The sequence below is a fragment of the Stenotrophomonas sp. SbOxS2 genome, assembly GCF_013416715.1.
GTDB lineage: Bacteria > Pseudomonadota > Gammaproteobacteria > Xanthomonadales > Xanthomonadaceae > Stenotrophomonas > Stenotrophomonas lactitubi.
Genome location: NZ_JAAVXD010000001.1, coordinates 606,608 through 626,581, shown reverse-complemented (window position 1 = coordinate 626,581; position 19,974 = coordinate 606,608). Strand labels below are relative to the sequence as shown.

At 66.2% G+C, this 19,974-nt stretch carries 17 protein-coding genes; 7 read left to right on the top strand and 10 right to left on the bottom strand.

All coding sequences use genetic code 11. The features are described from left to right. Positions 1–60 precede the first annotated feature (60 nt). From HFK18_RS02955 to HFK18_RS02925, 7 genes are all read right to left on the bottom strand, one after another. Positions 61–1,425 (bottom strand): NAD-dependent succinate-semialdehyde dehydrogenase, encoded by a 1,365-nt coding sequence (locus HFK18_RS02955; RefSeq protein WP_180164265.1) that lies wholly within the window; start codon positions 1,423–1,425, stop codon positions 61–63. Positions 1,426–1,488: 63 nt separating this feature from the next. Next, on the bottom strand, positions 1,489–2,331 hold the full coding sequence (locus HFK18_RS02950) for an ABC transporter permease subunit (protein ID WP_100464457.1): 843 nt from the start codon (positions 2,329–2,331) through the stop codon (positions 1,489–1,491). Then, entirely contained in the window at positions 2,328–3,260 is a 933-nt protein-coding gene (locus HFK18_RS02945; RefSeq protein ID WP_180164263.1) for an ABC transporter permease subunit, read from the bottom strand. Before HFK18_RS02945 ends, HFK18_RS02950 begins: the two co-directional genes overlap by 4 nt. Continuing rightward, positions 3,257–4,393: a polyamine ABC transporter ATP-binding protein gene (gene potA / locus HFK18_RS02940; protein ID WP_099820006.1), complete on the bottom strand. Its 1,137-nt coding sequence runs from the start codon at positions 4,391–4,393 to the stop codon at positions 3,257–3,259. Before potA ends, HFK18_RS02945 begins: the two co-directional genes overlap by 4 nt. A 189-nt stretch (positions 4,394–4,582) precedes the next feature. After that, a complete protein-coding gene (locus tag HFK18_RS02935) occupies positions 4,583–5,692 on the bottom strand; it encodes a polyamine ABC transporter substrate-binding protein (RefSeq protein WP_180164261.1) in 1,110 nt (369 codons plus the stop codon). A 91-nt stretch (positions 5,693–5,783) separates the two neighbouring features. Continuing rightward, the gene (locus tag HFK18_RS02930) at positions 5,784–7,178 is read right to left on the bottom strand and encodes a glutamine synthetase family protein (RefSeq protein ID WP_089239973.1); all 1,395 of its coding nucleotides are present in this window, start codon (positions 7,176–7,178) and stop codon (positions 5,784–5,786) included. Beyond that, a complete protein-coding gene (locus HFK18_RS02925; RefSeq protein WP_180164259.1) occupies positions 7,175–7,936 on the bottom strand; it encodes a gamma-glutamyl-gamma-aminobutyrate hydrolase family protein in 762 nt (253 codons plus the stop codon). The genes HFK18_RS02930 and HFK18_RS02925 overlap by 4 nt, the downstream gene beginning before the upstream one ends. A 201-nt stretch (positions 7,937–8,137) precedes the next feature. Here HFK18_RS02925 and HFK18_RS02920 point away from each other — a divergent pair, with 201 nt between their 5' ends. Continuing rightward, positions 8,138–9,376 (top strand): FAD-binding oxidoreductase, encoded by a 1,239-nt coding sequence (locus tag HFK18_RS02920; protein WP_218946526.1) that lies wholly within the window; start codon positions 8,138–8,140, stop codon positions 9,374–9,376. 197 nt (positions 9,377–9,573) lie between these two features. Continuing rightward, complete coding sequence (locus tag HFK18_RS02915) at positions 9,574–11,184, top strand: MASE1 domain-containing protein (RefSeq protein ID WP_286041398.1); 1,611 nt, start codon at positions 9,574–9,576, stop codon at positions 11,182–11,184. A gap of 112 nt (positions 11,185–11,296) precedes the next feature. Here HFK18_RS02915 and HFK18_RS02910 read toward each other — a convergent pair whose 3' ends face one another. Further along, positions 11,297–11,683 carry a hypothetical protein gene (locus tag HFK18_RS02910; RefSeq protein WP_223880014.1) on the bottom strand — a complete coding sequence of 129 codons (387 nt, stop codon included), beginning with the start codon at positions 11,681–11,683 and terminating at the stop codon, positions 11,297–11,299. A 202-nt stretch (positions 11,684–11,885) separates the two neighbouring features. On the opposite strand from HFK18_RS02910, the gene HFK18_RS02905 reads away from it, so the two are divergent. Together HFK18_RS02905 and HFK18_RS02900 are read left to right on the top strand one after the other, a co-directional pair. After that, positions 11,886–13,229 (top strand): diguanylate cyclase, encoded by a 1,344-nt coding sequence (locus HFK18_RS02905; protein WP_180164332.1) that lies wholly within the window; start codon positions 11,886–11,888, stop codon positions 13,227–13,229. 85 nt (positions 13,230–13,314) lie between these two features. Then, positions 13,315–13,776, top strand: coding sequence for a bacteriohemerythrin (locus tag HFK18_RS02900; protein WP_025875341.1), 462 nt, complete (start codon positions 13,315–13,317; stop codon positions 13,774–13,776). Here HFK18_RS02900 and HFK18_RS02895 read toward each other — a convergent pair whose 3' ends face one another. Further along, the gene (locus HFK18_RS02895; protein ID WP_180164330.1) at positions 13,777–15,057 is read right to left on the bottom strand and encodes an MFS transporter; all 1,281 of its coding nucleotides are present in this window, start codon (positions 15,055–15,057) and stop codon (positions 13,777–13,779) included. It abuts the gene before it with no gap. Positions 15,058–15,204: 147 nt separating this feature from the next. On the opposite strand from HFK18_RS02895, the gene HFK18_RS02890 reads away from it, so the two are divergent. Further along, positions 15,205–15,846: a hypothetical protein gene (locus tag HFK18_RS02890; RefSeq protein ID WP_180164254.1), complete on the top strand. Its 642-nt coding sequence runs from the start codon at positions 15,205–15,207 to the stop codon at positions 15,844–15,846. Positions 15,847–15,937: 91 nt separating this feature from the next. Here HFK18_RS02890 and HFK18_RS02885 read toward each other — a convergent pair whose 3' ends face one another. Further along, entirely contained in the window at positions 15,938–17,434 is a 1,497-nt protein-coding gene (locus HFK18_RS02885) for an aldehyde dehydrogenase (RefSeq protein ID WP_180164252.1), read from the bottom strand. A 153-nt stretch (positions 17,435–17,587) separates the two neighbouring features. On the opposite strand from HFK18_RS02885, the gene HFK18_RS02880 reads away from it, so the two are divergent. Next, a complete protein-coding gene (locus tag HFK18_RS02880; protein ID WP_176021199.1) occupies positions 17,588–18,940 on the top strand; it encodes an aspartate aminotransferase family protein in 1,353 nt (450 codons plus the stop codon). 63 nt (positions 18,941–19,003) lie between these two features. Beyond that, entirely contained in the window at positions 19,004–19,888 is an 885-nt protein-coding gene (locus HFK18_RS02875) for a plasmid replication/partition related protein (protein WP_099819997.1), read from the top strand. Positions 19,889–19,974 lie beyond the last annotated feature (86 nt).

Here is a 19,974-nt window from a genome sequence, read left to right as displayed (position 1 = left end):
CTCGGCTGTTCCCGGCAAAGAGCAGCCGAGCATGGGCTCGGCTCTACACAGGCAGGTGCATCAAGCCACGTAGATGGTCTTGATGTTCATGAACTCATGGATGCCGTGGTCGGCCAGCTCGCGGCCGAAACCTGATTCCTTGCTGCCACCGAACGGCAACCGCGCGTCGCTCTTGACGATGGCGTTGACGAACGCCGCGCCGCATTCCATGCGCTGGGCGAAGGACTCACCGCGTACCGGGTCGCGCGTCCACACGCTGCCGCCGAGGCCGAAGCGGGTGTCGTTGGCCACGCGCAGCGCCTCGGCTTCATCCTTGACCCGGATGACGGCGGCGACCGGCCCGAACAGCTCTTCGTCATAGGCCGGCATGCCCGGCCCCACCTGGTCGAGCACGCTGGCCGGGTAGCCCGCATGCGAACCGGCGATCGGTTCGCCGCCGATCAGCACGCGCGCACCTTTGGCGACGCTGGCCTGCACCTGCTTGTGCAGTTCGTCGCGCAGGTCGGCACGGGCCATCGGCGCCAACGTAGTGCCGCGCTCGTTCGGGTCGCCGTACTGGCGCTCGCCTGCGGCCTCGACGAAGCGCCGGGTGAATTCATCGGCCACCGCGTCCACCACGATGAACCGCTTGGCGGCAATGCAGGTCTGGCCACTGTTGTCGAAGCGCGACTTCACCGCGGCGGCCACCGCCTTGTCCAGGTCGGCATCATCGAGCACCACGAAGGCGTCGCTGCCGCCCAGCTCCATCACCGACTTCTTCAACTGGCTGCCGGCGTTGGATGCGATCGAGCGCCCTGCCCGCTCGCTGCCGGTCAGGGTCACGGCCTTCACCCGTGCATCGCGCAGCACCTCGGCAGCCTGGTCGTTGTCGATGTGCAGCACGTCGAACACGCCGTCAGGCAGGCCGCCATCGCGGCACACCGCCAGGATCAGGTCGGCGCACTGCGGCACGTTGCTGGCGTGCTTGAGCAGCGCCACGTTGCCGGCCATGAACGCCGGAGCAAGGAAGCGGAACACCTGCCAGATCGGGAAATTCCACGGCATCACCGCGAACACGCAGCCGATCGGCTCATAGCGCACGTAGCTGCGCTGCGCCTCGGTATCGATCAGTTGCGGCTTCAGGTAGTCGGCGGCGTGGTCGGCATAGAACTCACAGGTGGTCGCGCACTTTTCCACTTCGGCCAGGGCTTCGGCCTTCAGCTTGCCCATTTCGCTGGTCATGGCCTGCTGCAGGTCGTCGCGGCGCGCACGCAGCTGGCCAGCGATCTGCTTGAGGATCGCGCCACGTTCCTGCAGCGAGCGCTCGGCCCAGCGCGGGAATGCATCGGCCGCCGCCTGCAGGCGCTGCTCGATGGCAGCGGCGTCCATCAGCTCATGGCGGTAGGTCACCTGGCCAGTGGCCGGGTTGATGATCTCGACGGTCATTGGGGGTCTCCATCAGGGTGACCCCCATTGTGCGCCGGCGGCCGTGAGCCGGATGTTGCCGGCTCAGCCGTTGTCCTGGCGTGCCAGCTGCAGGTCGCGCTGGCGTCGTTTCTCGGCACGCGCATTGATATACCAGCCGATCACCGCCGCAATCGACACCGCCGACACCAGCAGCGTGGCCAGCGCATTGATCTTCGGGCTGATGCCCATGCGCACCGAGGCGAACACCTTCATCGGCAGCGTGGTCGAGCCCGGCGTGGCGACGAAGCTGGCCACCACCACGTCGTCCAGCGACAGGGTGAAAGCGAGCAGCCAGCCGGCCACCAGCGCCGGCGCGATGATCGGCAGGGTGATGCGGCCGAACACGGTCAGCCGGCTCGCGCCGAGGTCCATCGCCGCCTCTTCCAGCGACAGGTCCATCTCCTGCAGGCGCGAGGACACCACCACGGTGACGAAGCACAGGGTGAAGGTGACGTGGGCGATCCAGATGGTGGCCAGGCCGCGCGCCGGGAAGCCCGGAATCGCGCCCATCGAGGCCAACAGTGCCATCAACGAAAAGCCGAGTATCACGTCCGGCATAACCAGCGGCGCGGTCACCAGCGCACCGAAGAACGGCTTGCCGCGGAAGCGCTTGAAGCGGGTCATCACCATTGCCGCCAGCGTGCCGAGCACGGTGGCGGTACAGGCGGTCCAGAACGCGACCACCAGGCTGGTCCACATCGCATCCATCAGCGCGCGGTCCGCAAACAGATCGCTGTAGGCGCGGGTGGAGAACCCGGCCCAGACCATGGCCAAGCGCGAGCTGTTGAACGAATAGAACATCAACAGCAGGATCGGCAGGTACAGGAAGGCGAAGCCGAGCAGCAGCACGCCCAGCCCCAGCCCCTTGGCAGAACGTGGGCTCATGCCTGCTTCCCTTCCAGCAGTCGCTGCTGGGATCGGTTGAACAGCAGGATCGGCACCAGCAGCAGCAGGATCATCGCCACCGCCATCGCAGAGGCGCCTGGCCAGTTGCGGTTGTTGAAGAACTCGTTCCACAGCTGGCGACCAACCATCAGCGTTTCCGAGCCACCGAGCATTTCCGGGATCACGAATTCGCCGATCGCTGGAATCATCACCAGCATGCAGCCGGCGATGATGCCCGCCTTCGACAGCGGCAGGGTGATGCGCAGGAATGCCTGCCACGGCTTGGCACCGAGATCGTAGGCCGCTTCCAGCAGGCGGTGGTCATGCTTGACCAGGTTGGCATACAGCGGCAGCACCATGAACGGCAGATAGCAGTACACGATGCCGATATAGGCGGCGGTCGGGGTATCGATCAGCTGCAGCTTGGGCAGGCCCATGTTGGTCATCAGCGTCTGCAGGCCGGTGTACTGCAGGAACTGGTCGAGCAGGCCGTTGCGGTCCAGGATCGCCTTCCAGGCGTAGACGCGGATCAGGAACGAGGTCCACGAAGGCAGCACCACCAGCATCATCGCCACGTTGCGCGCGGCCGGCGACAGGCGGGCGATGGCATAGGCCATCGGATAGCCGATCAGCAGGGTGAGGAAGGTCGAGATCGCGGCGATCTTGATCGAGCTCAGGAACGCCTGCGCATAGATCGAATCACGGAACAGCGCCAGGTAGTTCTCGAGGTTGAGCTTCAGCGACAGGCCGCCATCGACGTACTGCAGCAGCCAGGTGTACGGCGGCGAGCCGACCCGGCTGTGCGAGAAACTGATCATCAGCACGATCAGGAACGGCACGGCGAAGAACAGCAGCAGCCACAGGTACGGAATGCCGATCACCGTGGCACGCATGCCCGGCAGCCAGCGCTTCAGGCCGGCGGCGCTCATGAGGTCAGCACCACGCCGTCGTTGTCACGCCAGTGCACCCACACCTCGTCGCCCCAGGTCAGGCCATCGCTGGCCCAGCGCTGCGAGTTGGCGAAGTTGGCCAGCACCTTGGCACCGCTAGGCAGGCGCACGTGGTAGACCGAATGACTGCCGAAGTAGGCGATGTCCTCGATCACGCCCTGCGCCTTGTTGGTGTGCCCTTCCGGCTCGTCCTTGCCGATCATCACTTTTTCCGGGCGCAGCGCGAACGCGACCGGCTGCCCTTCATAGCAGGTGATGCCGTGGGCGATGTAGACCGGCGCCGGGAACAGCGGCGACCGCACGGTCACGTATTCGGGCAGGTCCTCGTCGATCACGCCGTCGAACAGGTTCACCGAACCGATGAACTCGGCGACGAAGCGGTTGGCCGGCTGCTCGTAGACCTCATCGGGCTTGCCGACCTGCTGGATCCAGCCGGCGTCCATCACCGCGATGCGCGTGGCCATGGTCATCGCCTCTTCCTGGTCGTGGGTGACCATCACGCAGGTCACGCCCGAGGATTCGATGATGCTGACCAGTTCCAGCTGCATCTGCGAGCGCAGCTTCTTGTCCAGTGCGCCCATCGGTTCGTCCAGCAGCAACAGCTTGGGCCCCTTGGCCAGTGACCGCGCCAGCGCCACGCGCTGCTGCTGGCCGCCGGACAACTGGTGCGGCTTGCGCTTGCCCAGGTGGCCCATCTGCACCAGGTCCAGCATCTCGCCGACACGCTTGCTGATCGCGTCCTTGCCCAGCCCATCCTGCTTCAGGCCGAAGGCGATGTTCTGCTCGACCGTCATGTGCGGGAACAGCGCGTAGGACTGGAACATCATGTTGACCGGCCGCTGGTACGGCGGCAGCGCATCCATCCGCTGGCCATCGACGGTGATGCTGCCCTTGGTGGGCGTCTCGAACCCACCCAGGCAGCGCAGCAGGGTCGATTTACCGCTGCCCGAGCCGCCCAGCAGGGCGAATATCTCGCCCTTGCGGACGTCCAGGTTGACGTCATCGACGGCGACGAAGCCATCGAATTCCTTGCGCAGATCACGAATGGAGAGATAGCCGGGCACACCGGTCGCTTCGACGACGGCGGCTTCCGGCTGGGCTTCAACGGGCATGGGGGCTCCGGGAGCGGGCGGTGGACAGCGGCGGCCATTCTAACGGCCGGGGGCCGCAAGTGCGTGCCGGCCGACGGGCGGCACCCACCGGGCCGGGGGGATCTGCAGATCTGGTGGGGGCCGACCGTTGGTCGGCCCTGCCGGGAAAGCGTGCCGACCAACGGTCGGCACCCACCTGCCAGCCGGCCCTTACCTGCCGGTCTTCACCTCGGTCCACAGCCGGGTGTAGAGCTTGTCGGTCTCCGGCGTGTTGATCGAATAGGTGAACATCTTCGCGGCCACGTCGGCCGGCGGGTAGATGGTGGGGTCGGTGCGGATCGCCTCGTCCACCAGCGGCGTCGCGGTCGGTACCGGGTTGCCGTAGTGGATGAAGTTGGTGTTGGCCGCGGCCACCTTCGGTTCCAGCAGGTAGTTGATGAACGCGTAGGCCGCTTCCGGATGCTTGGCATCCTTCGGGATGGCCAGCATGTCGAACCACTGCGGCGCGCCTTCCTTGGGAATCGAATAGGCCACGTGCACGCCATTGCTGGCTTCGGCCGCGCGATCGCGGGCCTGGATGATGTCACCCGACCAGCCCACCACCAGGCAGGTGCCGCCGTTGGCCAGCGAGCCGACGTACTGCGAGGAGTGGAAGTTCTGCACGTACGGGCGGATCGACTTCAGCAGGTCGGCCGCCTTCTGCAGGTCGGCCGGATCGCCGCTGTGCGGATCCAGGCCAAGGTAGTGCAGCGCGATCGGAATCATGTCCGCCGGCGTGTCCAGGATGGTCACGCCGCAGTCCTTCATCTTGCTGATGTTTTCCGGCTTGAACACCAGGTCCCAGCTGTTGGCGATGTCGGCGCTGCCACCGAAACGCTCCTTCAGCATGTCCACGTTGTAGCCGATGCCGGTGGTGCCGATCATGTACGGCACGCCGTACTGGTTGCCCGGATCCTGGGTGGCGATACGCTTCATCACCGCCGGGTCGAGGTTGGCCAGGTTCGGGATCTTCGACTTGTCCAGCGGCAGGAACACACCGGCCTGGATCTGCCGACCGAAGAAGTTCAGCGTCGGCACCACCACGTCGTAGCCGCTGTTGCCGGCCAGCAGCTTGGTCTCGACCATCTCGTCACTGTCGAACACATCGTAGGTGACCTTGATCCCGCTCTGCTTCTCGAAGTTCGGGATGGTGTCTTCGGCGATGTAGTCGCTGTAGTTGTAGACGTTCAGGACCTTGCTGTCCTGTCCGCCGCCGTTGCCGCCGCCACAGGCGGAAAGCATGGCGGAGGCCAGGCCGAGCGTGAGGATACGCAGCTTCATCGGGTGCTCCAGAATGCGGAAAGGGGGGCCGGCCGGGCCGGCGACGGGTGCCAGCCTACCCCCCGGCGGCGGATTTTTCTATTCGCGGCCTTCACACGTTCAGCAGCAGGAACTCGCGTTCCCACGAACTGATCACGCGGAAGAAGGTCTCGTATTCCTTGCGCTTGACCGAGATGTAGGCGCGGCAGAAGCGCTCGCCGAGCAGTGCCTGCAGCTCGCTGCACTGCTCCAGCCCGTCCAGTGCTTCACCCAGCGAACGCGGCAGGTCATAGCCCAGCTCCTTGGCGCTGCCGGTCACCGGCGCGTCCGGCGCCAGGCGCTCGCGGATGCCGAGCAGGCCACAGGCCAGGGTTGCGGCCATCGCCAGATAGGGGTTGGCATCGGAACCGGCGAAGCGGCTTTCCACCCGCATGTTCTCCGGCGTATCCAACGGTACCCGCAGGCCACAGGTGCGGTTGTCGAAGCCCCAGTGCACGTTGCTCGGCGAGACTTCGCCGAACACCAGGCGCCGGTAGGAATTCACGTTCGGCGCGAAGAACGCCATGGCCATCGGCACATATTTCTGCAGGCCAGCCAGGTAGTGGGCGAACAGCGGGCTGAAATCCTCACCGCCGTGCTCGCCGGTGAACACGTTCTGGCCATCACTGATCCGCAGCAGGCTCTGGTGGATGTGCATCGCACTGCCCGGCTCGTTCTCCATCGGCTTGGCCAGGAAGGTGGCATACACCCCGTGGCGCATCGCCGACTCGCGCATGGTGCGCTTGAACAGGAACACCTGGTCGGCCAGATCCATCGCATTGGCGTGGGTGAAGTTGACCTCCAGCTGCGCTGCGCCGGATTCGTGGATCAGCGTGTCCACGTCCAGCTTCATCGCGTCGCAGTAGTCGTACATCAGGTCGAGGATCGGGTCGAACTCGTTGACCGCGTCGATCGAGTACGACTGCCGCGCCGTTTCCGGGCGCCCCGAGCGGCCCGCCGGGGGCAGCAGCGGGAAATCCGGATCGGTGTTCTTCTGCACCAGGAAGAATTCCAGCTCGGGCGCGACCACCGGTCGCAGGCCGAGCTCGGTGTAGGCATCCAGCACCCGGCGCAGCACGTTGCGCGGGGCCAGTTCGTGCGGCTCGCCGTTCTTGGTGTAGCAGTCGTGGATGACCTGCGCGGTCGGGTCGGTCGCCCACGGCACCATGCGCACGGTATCCGGGTCGGGGCGCAGGATCATGTCCGAGTCCGACGGCGAGGTCAGGTCGTAGTAATCGTCCGGGAATTCGCCGGTGACCGTGGTCGCGAAGATGCCCTCCGGCAGGCGCGTGCCGTAATCGTGCGAGAACTTGTCAGCCGGGATGATCTTGCCGCGCGCATTGCCGGTGATGTCCGGAACCAGGCATTCGACCTCGGTGATGCGCCGCTCCTTCAGCCAGCGCAGCAGGCTGCTTTCCTGCGGTGGCGTGGGCGTAGCCGTCTTGCGCGGGCGCGTTCGCGAACTCATGGGGATTCCAGTCGATTCTGTTGGTGCTGCCGGCAAGCTTGGCCGAACGCACGGAAAATAGCGTGATAGAGCGGCGTCTGCATGACCCGCCACTCCGGGTGCCACTGTACGCCGAGCACGAATCGATGGCGCGGGCTGCGTGCCGCTTCAACCAGGCCATCATCGGCCCAGGCCTCGATCTGCAGGCCGTCGGCCAATTTCGCGATGCCCTGCCCGTGCACCGAATTGACCTGCACCCGATCGCCGGCAGACCACTGTGCCAGCCAACCGCCATCGGACAGGGTGATCGCATGAGCGGGCCCATATTGGACGTCCACCGGCGCCTGCAGGTCTTCGCGATGGTCGCTCAGGCCAGGCACTGCATGCACCTGCGGATGAAGCGTGCCGCCGAGCGCCACATTCAATTCCTGGAAGCCGCGGCAGATCGCCAGCACCGGCAGATCCATCGCCAGCGCATCGTGCAGCAGGGCGAACGCCGTGGCATCGCGGGCCGGGTCGTGCAGGTTGCCTTCCCAGCTGCGGCCCCCTTCGTAATGCTGTGGCTCGATGTTGCTGACCGCGCCGGTCAACAGCAGGCCATCCAGGCCCTGCAACCAGTCGCGTGCCGGCAGCGGCGGCTGCAGGCTCGGCAGCACCAGTGGCGTTGCCTGCGCAGCGTCAACCAAGGCACGCACATACTTTTCCCCGGCCACCGCGAAACGATGATGGCCGAGCACGGTGCTGTCGGTGGGCAGGCCCACCCAGGGCAGGCGGCGCATGGGGAAAACTCCTTGGCGTGCAATCACGTTACCCGCCCGGCACCGGCAACGGCAAGCCGCTGCCGTCACACCACGGGCGCTCCGCTTGGGCCAAACTATCGGCGTGAAGCCCGACCGTCCTCCCCCGCTCCGACGCCCTTTCCCGCTTCTGCGAGGCCGCCGGTGAGCGCCGCCTTCCCGCCCAGCTGGTACGCCAGCAGCCTGCCCGAACCGGCCGCGCTGCCGCCGCTGCGCGGTGAACTGCAGGCCGATGTCGCGATACTGGGCGCCGGTTACACCGGCCTCACCGCCGCACTGGAACTGGCCCTGCGCGGCCAGCGGGTGGTGGTGCTGGAGGCGCAGCGGATCGGCTGGGGAGCCTCGGGCCGGAATGGTGGCCAGGCGCTGGTCGGCTACGGCTGCGAAGTCGACGAGCTGGAACGCCAGCTCGGCCGCGAGGATGCACGCCACCTGTTCGACTGGTCGCGCGAAGCGGTTCAGACGATGCGCGCGCGCATCGACCGGCATCGCATCGATTGCCATTGGGTGCAGGGCCACGCCACCGTCGCCATCCGCGCACGCCACGAGCAGGACCTGCGCGCCAACTGCGAGCATCTGCAGAAGCACTACGACTATCCGATGCAGTGGTGGCCGCGCGATACCCTGCGCGTGCAGCTGGACAGCCCGCGCTACCGCGCGGCGATGTTCGACCCGCTCAGCGCGCACCTGCATCCGCTGGCCTACGCCCGCGGGCTGGCCGATGCCGCGCGCGCGGCCGGAGTGGTCATCCACGAACAGTCGCCGGTAACGCGCATTCAACGTGGTGCAAACGCGGTGCTGCACACCGACCACGGCAGCGTGCGCGCGCCGCAGCTGGTGGTGGCCGGCAACGCCCTGCTGCAGGGGCTGGTGCCTGAGCTGGAACGGCGCATCATGCCGGTCGGCACCTATATCGGCGCCAGCGCGCCGCTGGGTGCCGAGCGCGCCCGCGCCCTGATCGGCAACAACATGGCGGTCTCCGATACCGCCTGGGCGCTGGACTATTTCCGGCTCAGCCATGACCACCGCCTGTTGTTCGGCGGCCGTGCCAGCTATTCCGCGCTGCCCCCGCCCGGCCTGCACCGGGTGATGCAGCGGCGCATGCACCAGGTGTTCCCGCAGTTGGCCGACATCCCGCTGCAGCAGGTCTGGGGCGGGTATGTGGACATCACCCGCAATCGCGCCCCGCATTGGGGCCGGCTGGACGGAAATCTGTACTTCGCGCAGGGCTTCTCCGGCCATGGTGTGGCAGCGGCCGGGCTGGCCGGCGAGGTCATTGCCGCCGCGATTTCGGGCCAGAGCGAGCGTCTGGACGTGTTCCAGCGCCTGCAACATGCGCCCTTCCCCGGCGGACGGCTGCTGCGCATGCCGCTGCTGGTGGCGGCCATGTCCTGGTACAAACTGCGGGATGCGCTGTGGTGAGTCATCGGGAAGCGAGCTGAATCTACCGTCCCCCGAAAACTGTGAAACTCGTCGCCGCAGGTAATCATGTGATGACTTTCCCACTTGTCGGGCAGACCACTGAGGCGATTGCATAATCGAACGCGTGTCGATACCGTCGTTAAGAACCGGGTCCCGCGGCGAATGGATGCTGACAGGGAACGTACTGTGAAGGGGTAGTGCGATTGAACTGGTGGAATGAAGGCCTGCAGTTGAAGTTGCGTATCCGCCCGGCGGGGCTGGTCCTTGCGCTGCTGTACGCCGTCGCATGCTGGGCGTCGCGCCAGTTGTCGCTCGACCAGTTCTATCTGCCCGCCGGCGTCCGCGTCGCTGCAGTGTTGTTGTTCCCCCCTCGCTGGTGGCCGTATCTGCTGCTGGGCGAATATGCCTACTTTGCGCAGATGCGCGTGCCAATGATCGAGAAGTACGGGCTGACCTGGATCGTGCTGGGTTCGGCACTGCTGATGCCTGCCGTGATGCTGATCGTGCATCTGCACCGGAAGATGATGGTGACCACGAAGAATGCGTGGCTGATTTCAGTCGCAGCGGCTTCGGCGCTGGTGGTCACGGCGCTCAATCTGGTGCTGGCACACCTTCTGTGGCCGACACCCCCGGAGATGCCGGTACTTGCCAGCATCGCGCGCTTGGTCGTTGGCGACTTCATCGGCATTCTGACCCTTGCGCCGCTCGCGTTGCTGTGGACACGACGGACCAGCAACGCCCGGTGGACGTCAGGCTTCGCCCCGCCTGCACTCGCCGCCCTGACGATGATGGCGATGATTGGCCTGTATGCCGCACAGCTGCCCTTGGACGAAGTCAACGCCAAGACGTCGATGCAGCTGCTGATGGCGCTGCCGGTCGTGGTGCTTACCTGCCTGTATGGCTGGCGAGGTGCGGCGATCGGAGTGCCCTCGCTCAACCTGATCATCGGCCTGACCACGCCCAGTCCCTACACGGGAGCATTCGATCCAGCCGCCTTCGCGACCCAGCAGATCATGGCGGTCACCGGCGCTGCACTGCTGGTACTGGGGTCGCGCATTACCCACTACTACCACCGTTCGCGATTGGGCGAAGTAGGTGAAAGAGACGCGCTCAAGCATGCGCGCAATTCATTGGTGGCAAGCGAGCTTGATCTTCGCGAGCGCGCCCGGCACCTGAGGAAACTGGGGGACGGCATCGACACCTCGCTCAGCGAGGTGGTGAACTGGCTCAATGCTCAGGGCCATCCCACGATAGCGAACAGTCTCCTGCACATGGCCTCGGTCCATTCGCGACAGTTCCGGGAACAGACCAGCATGGTCTACCCCGCTGCGCTGGAACATCTTGGGCTCTATGTCGCCCTCCAGGCCGGCGGCGTACGTGAAACCTGGGACCTGAGCCATCGGGTGATGCGCCCTCGCCTGCTCGGCGATCCCTGTCAGCTCAGTGTGGGCCTTCAGCTGGCCGCCTATCGCGCCCTCACCGATGCGGTTTCACTGTTGATCAACAGCGAATCAGGCCAGATCCGCATCCGCGTGCGTTGCGGCCAGGCAGGCGGACGCCGCGGCATCCTGATGACGGTCGCACTGCTGGATTCATATCGCAGCCTGGCACCGTCCACCGTCACCGCCACAGTGGAGCGATTGGCTGGCCGGACGATTGCCTATGGTGGAACGGTGCAGTGCCATCGGAACCGGATACGGATGGCGATGGTGGAAACGGGTGATTCCGCTGCCCTCGGCCTGGCGTCGTTCAACCCAATGGATCACGTGACGGCCTTCGGGCAGGGAAACTCGCAGACCCAGACCTGACGGCCGGTATCCGCCGAGGGCCTCCCTTGCCGCATATCGTGCTTCGGCCACAACCATCGCGGCAAACGCAGCGGCGTGGGAGATCCCGACGCCGCTGCGCATTTCACCGTCTTTACGGTGTTTCCACCGACCAGATGACGTCGCCGCCACTGCGATAGCGCACCAGCGAGAAATCACTGCCGCTGTAGATCTGCGAGCGACTGGCACCTGCCGGAATCTGGATCTGCTGCTGGGGCAGCGAAACCCGGGCCGCGTTGTTGCCTGCCGGCAACACCCAGTAGGTACCTCCTGCATTGCCGATGATCAGCTGCACATTTCCGAGCAGGTCATTCACCTGCAGATAGGTGATGCCGTCACGCTGGAATCCATACAGCTGCCAGCTGGGGTCCTGGCTGAGATTGATCGCGGCCGGACTGGCCTGCCCCAATCCAGCCGTAGCCAATGGCTTTCCATGGAAATCCGACGGACCGCCCGCGATTGCCGGGGCAGCGGCAAGCATCAGAAATCCAGTAGCCGCACCAAAACATGAAAATCGCACAATGACCTCCAGGTCGAAGTTAACGTCGGGAACCTCCAGCAGATACTAACCGCTTCCTGTCCAATCAATTGGCCAAGCGACGGGCATGGACGTTTTCGTCCTAAAGTTACGCCCGAAACCGCCGCTATCCGTGCCAAGACTTTCCCACATGAGCCACCGCATCATGCCCGTCCTGTCGCAGGCCGCTCTGGATGGCGACCTGACCGATCCCCTGCCTCAGCGGATCCTGCTGGTGGAAAACTCGCGCGCGTTCACCGGCATGCTGCGCGAAGCAATCGAACAACGCCTGGAGCTGCCGGTGGTGGTGGCCAGCTCGCTGGCCGAAGCCGATCGCCTGCTCAGTGAAGAAGGCGGCTGGTTCCTGGTCCTGACCGGGCTGGTGCTGGCCGATGGTGACCGCGACGCGGTGGTCGAGTTCTTCCTCAAGCGTAACCTGCCCACAGTGGTGGTCAGCGGTGTGTATGACGAGGACCTGCGCAAGCGTGTACTGCAGCAGCAGATCATCGACTACGTACTGAAGAACACCCCGGGCAGCATCGATTACCTGGTCTGGCTGGTGCAGCGCCTGGAGCGCAACCGGCGCATCGCCGCGCTGGTGGTGGACGACTCGCCGTCCGCGCGTGGCTATGCCGCCGCCCTGCTGCGCATGTACGGTCACGAGGTGTACGAAGCGGCCGATGGCAACGAAGGCCTGGCGGCGATCGAGGCGCACCCGGCGATCCGCCTGGCCGTAGTCGACCAGGAAATGCCGGGCATGCAGGGCGTGGAGTTCACCCGTCGCCTGCGCACCCTGCGTTCGCGCGACAAGGTGGCGGTGATCGGCATTTCCGGCAATACCGATGCGTCGCTGATCCCGCGTTTCCTGAAGAACGGTGCCAATGACTTCCTGCGCAAGCCCTTCTCGCGCGAAGAGTTCTTCTGCCGTGTGTCGCAGAACGTCGACCAGCTGGAGCTGATCGGCACGCTGCAGGACCTGGCCACCCGCGATTTCCTCACCGGCCTGCCCAACCGCCGCTGCTTCCTGGAACAGAGCCAGCGCCAGCTGCCGCAGCTGCAGCTGCACGGCCAGTGCGTGGCGGTGGCGATGATCGACATCGACCATTTCAAGCACATCAACGACACCCACGGCCACGAAGCCGGTGACGATGCGCTGCGTGCGGTAGCCCGTGCCGTCGGCGACCACGCGCGCAGCCAGGACCTGATCGCGCGCTTCGGCGGCGAGGAATTCTGCCTGCTGGTGCCGGACATGGAACAGGACGAAGCGCTGCTCTATTTCGAGGAGCTGCGCCAGCGCATCGCCGCGCTGGAAGTGGACATCGGCAGCGCCACCCTGCGCATGACGGTCAGCATCGGCCTGTGCTGCCTGCGTCCGCAGCGCGATGCGCTGCACCGGCTGATTTCCGAGGCCGATCGCCAGCTGTACCTGGCCAAGGCCGGCGGCCGCAACCGGGTCAGCTGCACCACGGTGGCCAGCCCGTTGCGTCCGCGTGAGGCTGCGCTGTCCTGACCGGCATGCTTTGATCCAGATCAACGCCGCCTGCGGGCGGCGGCTCTACAGTCGGCCCCGACATCAGCATGAAGGGGAGCCGGGGATGGCACTACTGGTCTGGCAGGACGATCTGAACATCGGCATCGATGTGATCGATCAGCAACACCGCCGCATCATCGAAATGCTCAACCACCTGCACGTGGCGCAGACCAGCCTGCAGCGGGCGGCGGTGGGCGAAGTGATCGACGAGGTGGTGGACTACACCATGTCCCACTTCGCATTCGAAGAAGAGCTGATGGAAGAAGCGGGCTATCCGTTCTGCGCCGCGCACAAGCGCGTGCATGAGGTCTTCATCAAGCGGGTATCGGAATACCGCATGCGCTTCCAGGCCGGTGAGGACATCAGCGACGAGCTGCGCACCATGCTCTCGCGCTGGTTGTTCAACCACATCCGCGGCGACGACCAGGCCTATGCCGAACAGGTCAAGCAGCATCTGAACCAGTTTGCCCGCGAACACCAGAGCGGCGGCTGGCTGGGCCGCACGCTCAAGCGCTTCTTCGGCTGATCAGCGCTGGCGGCGCTGCAGGGCGAGCAGCGCGCACAGGGTGATCACTGCGGTCAGGCACAGGTAGTAGCCGACCGCGACCAGCCCATAACGCTCGGCCAGCCAGGTGGCCAGGTACGGTGCCGGGGCTGCCCCAAGAATGCCCGCCAGGTTGAACGACAGCGAAGCACCGGTGTAGCGCACTTCCACCGGGTAGATCTCGGCGAGGAAGGTGCCGCAGGGGCCGTAGGTCAGCCCCATCAGGAACAGGCCCAGGCACAGGAATGTCAGCACCAGCCACGGGCTGCCGGGCTGGAACAACGGGGCGAACAGCACACCGAAGCCGATGATCAGCAGACTGGCAATGGCCATCGTGCGGCGCGTTCCCCAGCGGTCGCCGTAACGTGCCGACAACGGGATGCCGGCGGCGAAGAACAGCATCGCCACCATCTGCATCAGCAGGAACTGCTCGCGGCTGTAGCCGAGCACGGCGGTGCCGTGGCCGAGGCTGAACACCGTCATCAGGTAGAACAGCACGAAGGTGGCGAACGCGCCCAGCGTGCCCAGCAGCATCGGCAGCGGATGGTCGCGCAGCACGGTCCACATCGGCAGGCGCAGCGGCGCCTTGCGCTCCAGCGCGCGCTTGAAATCCGGCGTCTCGTGGATGTTCAGGCGCACCCACAGCCCCAGGCCAACCAGCAGCGCGCTGGCAACGAACGGAATGCGCCAGCCCCATTGCAGGAAATCGTCCTGGCCCAGGCAGCGACCGAGCAGCAGGAAGATGCCTGCTGACAGCAGGAAGCCGATCGGTGCACCCAACTGCGGGAACATGCCGTACCAGGCGCGCTTGCCCGGCGGCGCGTTCTCGGTGGCAAGCAGCACCGCCCCACCCCACTCGCCTCCCAGGCCCAGACCCTGGCCGAAGCGGCACAGGGCCAGCAGCGCCGGCGCCCACAGGCCGATCTGCGCGTGGGTCGGCAACAGGCCGATGGCGACCGTGGACAGGCCCATGGTCAGCAGCGCGGCCACCAGGGTGGCCTTGCGGCCGATGCGGTCACCGAAGTGGCCGAACACCGCCGAGCCGACCGGGCGCGCGATGAAGGCCACCGCGAAGGTCGCCAGGGACTGCAGCAATGCGGCCTGGTCGCTGCTTTCCGGGAAGAACAGGTGCGGGAACACCAACACCGCGGCGGTGGCGTAGATGTAGAAGTCGAAGAACTCGATGGTGGTGCCGATCAGGCTGGCCAGCAGGACACGGCGGGGAGAATTCACGGGTGGCGCGGCAGCGGCGATCGTCGACATCGGCAAGGCGGGTAACGGCGGATCGACCGATTCTGCCACGGGGCAGTGGCTGTACGGGGCGATGGTTTCAGCCGACACCGATGCCAACGAAATTTTTCCAGCCGCCCGCTAGGCTGCGCCACCGGTTCCCGCATGGATGCCTTGCCGATGGCTGCAGTCGCGTTGCCGTGGTCCGATTCCCCGAAGCTGCCGCGCTTGGCGGCCTGGCTGGTAGTGCTGCTGGTGCACGGCGTGCTGGCGCTGTGGCTGCTGGGCAACGGCCGGATCGAACTGCGTAGCGACGACGGACCACGGATTTCGTTGCGCTGGCTGCCACCGGAACAGCCGATGCCGATGCCCCAACAGCCCGCCATGCCCTCAACGCCGATGACGCGTCCGGCCGCATCGGTGATGCCCCGCCCTGCCCCGGCTGCACAGGCAAATACCGCCCTGCCTGCCGTGGATGAGCCGACTGCTGCGGCGCCACTGATCCTGGGTCTGCCTGCGGGCGGTATCGACGGTGGTGACGGCATCAGCGCCGCAGGTGTCGCTCCCCGCTTGATCGGCCGCCGCGAGGTGCACCCGGCATTCGCGCCGAGCCGCAACTACTTCCGCATCCGCCGGCAGATGACCCCGGAGCAGATCGTGCATGGTGTGGCCCAGTTGCTGGGTTTGTGGCCCCCTGGATACATCGTCGACCCGTGCGAGCTTGGCAAGCAGGACATGGACTATTTCCAGAATGCCGTCGATGAAGCAGACCGGGATCTGCTGCGTGCGGCGGTGCTGCAGGTGAGTGCCCGCTGCCGGTAGCCGCCATACCATTGTAGAGCCGAGCCCATGCTCGGCTGCGTTTGGCGAAGAGCAGCCGAGCATGGGCTCGGCTCTACAGAAGAACTCGTCGCTACAACTGGATCCAGGTGGCCTTCATCTCGCTGTACTTGTCGAAGGCGTGCAGCGATTTGTCGCGGCCGTTGCCGGACTGCTTGTAGCCGCCGAACGGCGCCGTCATGTCACCGCCGTCCCAGCCGTTCACCCACACGCTGCCCGCACGCAGTTGGCGGGCCACGCGATGGGCGCGACCGAGATCCCGCGTCCACAGGCCGGCGGCCAGCCCGTAGCGGCTGTCGTTGGCCACGCGCACGGCCTCGGCTTCGTCGTCGAAGCCAAGCACCGCCAGCACCGGGCCGAACACTTCCTCGCGGGCCAGCGCCTGCTCCGGCCGCACCTGGTCGAACACCGTCGGCTGCACATAGCAACCGCCCGCCTCCACCTCGGCACGCTGGCCGCCCAGCAACAGCCGCGCGCCATCGGCTTCGGCCCGGGCGATGTCGGCCAGCACCTTATCCACGTGCGCGGCATCGACCAACGCCCCCATCGGGGCATCTGCCTCCAGCGGATGGCGGGGCTGCATGCGCTGGCCATAGGCGATCACCTGGTGCACGAAGTCATCGCGGATCGAACGCTGCACCAGCAACCGCGAACCGGCCGTGCATACCTCACCTTGGTTGAAGAAGATGCCCTGCGCCACGCCCTTGGCCGCCGCATCCAGGTCCGGCGCATCGGCGAACACCACGTGCGGGCTCTTGCCACCACATTCCAGCCACACCCGCTTGAGGTTGGAACGGCCGGCGTACTCCAGCAGCTTCGCGCCGGTAGCGGTGGAGCCGGTGAAGGCCAGCACGTCCACATCCATGTGCAGGGCAAGCGGCTCACCCACGCGTGAACCGTGGCCCGGCAGCACGTTCAGTACGCCCTCGGGCAATCCCGCTTCGGCCGCCAGTGCGGCCAACCGCAACGCACTCAGCGGCGAGCGCTCGGAGGGCTTGAGTACCACCGAATTTCCCATCGCCAAGGCTGGCGCGATCTTCCAGCAGGCCATCAGCAGCGGAAAATTCCACGGCACGATGGCCGCCACCACGCCTGCGGCCTCGCGCGTGACCAGACCCAGCTCGTGCGGGCCGGTGGGCGCGATTTCACCGTACAGCTTGTCCACCGCTTCGGCGGTCCAGGTCAGGCAGCGCACCACGCCGGGCAGGTCGATGCGGCGCGCATCGCGGATCGGCTTGCCCATGTCCAGCGTTTCCAGCAGAGCCAGCTCATCAGCATGCGTCTCCACCAGTGTGGCCAGTGCCAGCAGCACGCGCTTGCGATGGGCGGGGCTGGCCTGTGACCAGTGGCCTGCCTCGAACGCGCGGCGCGCCGAGGCCACTGCACGCTCCACGTCCTGCGCATCACAGTCGGCCACTGCGCCCAGTACGCGCCCGTCGATCGGGCTGATGCAATCAAAGCGCGCGCCGCTGGCGGCATCCATGTAACGGCCATCGATGAACGCTTGTCCGGGAATCGCCACGCGGCGGGACAGGGCCTGCCAGTGGCTGCGGTCGGGGAAGTGGGTCATGGGGTCCTCCGCGTATCGACTGTCCGCTGTTATACCGACGCGGCTGCTACCGGGCCGTGACGTGCACATCCCGCCCGTACCGGGCCGTGCCCGCCGACAGATCCGTGACGCAGCTGCGCTAGAGTCACAACCATCGGACCCGATGGAGCCGGCATGAAAACCCCTGCAAGCGACCTGCACGACCTGGCCACCCAGCGCCCCGATTCACTGGACGCGTACTGGATGCCGTTCACTGCCAACCGCCAGTACAAGGGCGCGCCGCGCATGCTGGTGCGCGCCGAGGGCATGCACTACGAAGACGTGGATGGGCGCGCCATCCTTGATGGCACCGCTGGCCTGTGGTGCTGCAATGCAGGGCATGCGCGCCGGCGCATCGTCGACGCGATCGCCGAGCAGGCCGCCACGCTCGATTACTCGCCCGCCTTCCAGATGGGTTCGCCGCCGGCCTTCGCCCTGGCGCAGCGACTGGCGGCGCTGGCTCCGGCCGGGCTGAACCACGTGTTCTTCACCAGCTCGGGCTCGGAGGCAGTGGATTCGGCGATGAAGATCGTGCTGGCCCACCACCGCCTGCGTGGCGAAGGCCAACGCACGCGTTTCATCAGCCGCGAGAAGGCCTACCACGGGGTCGGCTTCGGCGGCATGGCCTTGGGCGGGCTGCCCAACAACCGCCGCCAGTTCGGCCTGCAGCTGGGCGGCGTGGACTACCTGCGGCATACGCTGGACCTGTCACGCAATGCCTTCAGCAAGGGCCTGCCGCGCCAGGGGGCCGAGCTGGCCGACGATCTGGAACGGCTGATCGCCCTGCACGATCCCTCCACCATTGCCGCCGTGTTCGTCGAGCCCATTGCTGGGTCGGCCGGTGTGATCCTGCCGGCACCGGGGTATCTGCAGCGCCTGCGCGAGATCTGCGACCAGCACGGCATCCTGCTGGTGTTCGATGAAGTCATCACCGGGTTCGGCCGGGTCGGCATGGCATTCGCCGCACAGCGTTTCGGGGTCACCCCGGATCTGCTGACCTTTGCCAAGGGCGCCAGCAACGGCGCGGTGCCGCTGGGTGGCGTGCTGGTCGGCGACAGCGTGCATGCCAGCTTCATGCAGGGTCCGCCACAGGCCATCGAGCTGTTCCATGGCTATACCTATTCGGGCCACCCCTTGGCCTGCGCGGCGGCGCTGGCCACGCTGGACGTCTACGCCGAGGAACGCCTGTTCGAGCGTGCGATCGAACTGGGCGAGTACTGGCAGGAGCGCCTGCATGCCCTGCAGGGGCTGCCGAACGTGATCGACATCCGCAACTTCGGCCTGGTCGGTGCGGTGGAGCTGGCGCCGCGCAAGGACGCCCCCGGCAGCCGTGGCTACGAGGTGTTCCGCCGCTGCTTCCATGACGGGCGCCTGCTGGTGCGCTGTACCGGCGACATCATCGCGTTGTCACCGCCGCTGATCGTGGACAAGGCACAGATCGACCAGATCACCGGCACCCTGGGCGAGATGATCCGGGCCACCGCCTGAGGTCGGGACGGTGGTGGCGAGCGGGTACAATGGTCGGTTCCGCTCCTGCCCGTTGCCGTGCCCATGAACATCGTCGTCAAAGAAGAACTCAAGGCCTACATCGACCCGCTCACCGCGGACGAACACGAGGCGCTGGAGCGCAGCATCCTCGCCGAAGGCTGCCGCGATGCGCTGGTGCTGTGGGGCGAGGTGCTGGTGGATGGACACAACCGTTACGGCATCTGCCAGAAGCATGGCCTGCCGTTCAATACCGTGCAGAACACCCGCTTCCAGAGCATGGAAGACGTGCACCTGTGGATGATCGAGCAGCACCTGGGCCGGCGCAGCGTCTCCGATTTCCAGCGCGGCGTGCTGGCCCTGCGCAAGCGCGACATCCTGTCCGCGCGCAAGCAGGTCGAGCAGGCGCAGCTGCAGCGGGAAAGTGATGGCACCGCCGAGCCTGCCGACGAGGCCGGCGAGGACAGCCCGCCGTGGGAACCGGCGCCGAAGATCAGCCGTGCCGAACTGGCCCGCGAAGCCAAGCTGAGCACCAGCCAGGTCGGCATGATCGAGCGCATCCACGCCCAGGCCGCCGCCGAGGTGGTGGAAGCGGTGAAGGCCGGCATGATCTCGATCAGCGCCGCTGCTGCCGTGGCTGACCTGCCGGAAGAAGAGCAGCGCGCCGCTGCCGCCGGTGGCAAGGATGAGCTGAAGCAGGCTGCAAAGCGTGTGCGTGAATCCAAGCGCAAGCCGCGCGCGCCGAAGCCGGAAACGGAGTCGCCGGAAATGGACTTCGAAGAAGCCAACGAGGATGAGATCGCCAGCCGCGATGCCGAGGTACTGGCTGCGCTGGAGCAGCTGGGCGAGGATGCCCCGGCGCTGCGCCGTCGCGTGGTGAACCTGACCCGCGAGAACGACACCCTGCGCGCACAGCTGGCCCACCTGCGCAAGCAGCTGGAAGCGCTGTAACCGATCGCGTCACGCCGCTGTAGAGCCGAGCCCATGCTCGGCTGCCTTGCGCGCGGCAAAGAGCAGCCGAGCATGGGCTCGGCTCT

Coding starts and splice junctions, on each gene's coding strand:
- HFK18_RS02955 (WP_180164265.1), bottom strand. CDS start 1,425: ATGACCGTCGAGATCATCAACCCGGCCACTGGCCAGGTGACCTACCGC.
- HFK18_RS02950 (WP_100464457.1), bottom strand. CDS start 2,331: ATGAGCCCACGTTCTGCCAAGGGGCTGGGGCTGGGCGTGCTGCTGCTC.
- HFK18_RS02945 (WP_180164263.1), bottom strand. CDS start 3,260: ATGAGCGCCGCCGGCCTGAAGCGCTGGCTGCCGGGCATGCGTGCCACG.
- potA (WP_099820006.1), bottom strand. CDS start 4,393: ATGCCCGTTGAAGCCCAGCCGGAAGCCGCCGTCGTCGAAGCGACCGGT.
- HFK18_RS02935 (WP_180164261.1), bottom strand. CDS start 5,692: ATGAAGCTGCGTATCCTCACGCTCGGCCTGGCCTCCGCCATGCTTTCC.
- HFK18_RS02930 (WP_089239973.1), bottom strand. CDS start 7,178: ATGAGTTCGCGAACGCGCCCGCGCAAGACGGCTACGCCCACGCCACCG.
- HFK18_RS02925 (WP_180164259.1), bottom strand. CDS start 7,936: ATGCGCCGCCTGCCCTGGGTGGGCCTGCCCACCGACAGCACCGTGCTC.
- HFK18_RS02910 (WP_223880014.1), bottom strand. CDS start 11,683: ATGCTTGCCGCTGCCCCGGCAATCGCGGGCGGTCCGTCGGATTTCCAT.
- HFK18_RS02905 (WP_180164332.1), top strand. CDS start 11,886: ATGCCCGTCCTGTCGCAGGCCGCTCTGGATGGCGACCTGACCGATCCC.
- HFK18_RS02900 (WP_025875341.1), top strand. CDS start 13,315: ATGGCACTACTGGTCTGGCAGGACGATCTGAACATCGGCATCGATGTG.
- HFK18_RS02895 (WP_180164330.1), bottom strand. CDS start 15,057: ATGTCGACGATCGCCGCTGCCGCGCCACCCGTGAATTCTCCCCGCCGT.
- HFK18_RS02890 (WP_180164254.1), top strand. CDS start 15,205: ATGGCTGCAGTCGCGTTGCCGTGGTCCGATTCCCCGAAGCTGCCGCGC.
- HFK18_RS02885 (WP_180164252.1), bottom strand. CDS start 17,434: ATGACCCACTTCCCCGACCGCAGCCACTGGCAGGCCCTGTCCCGCCGC.
- HFK18_RS02880 (WP_176021199.1), top strand. CDS start 17,588: ATGAAAACCCCTGCAAGCGACCTGCACGACCTGGCCACCCAGCGCCCC.
- HFK18_RS02875 (WP_099819997.1), top strand. CDS start 19,004: ATGAACATCGTCGTCAAAGAAGAACTCAAGGCCTACATCGACCCGCTC.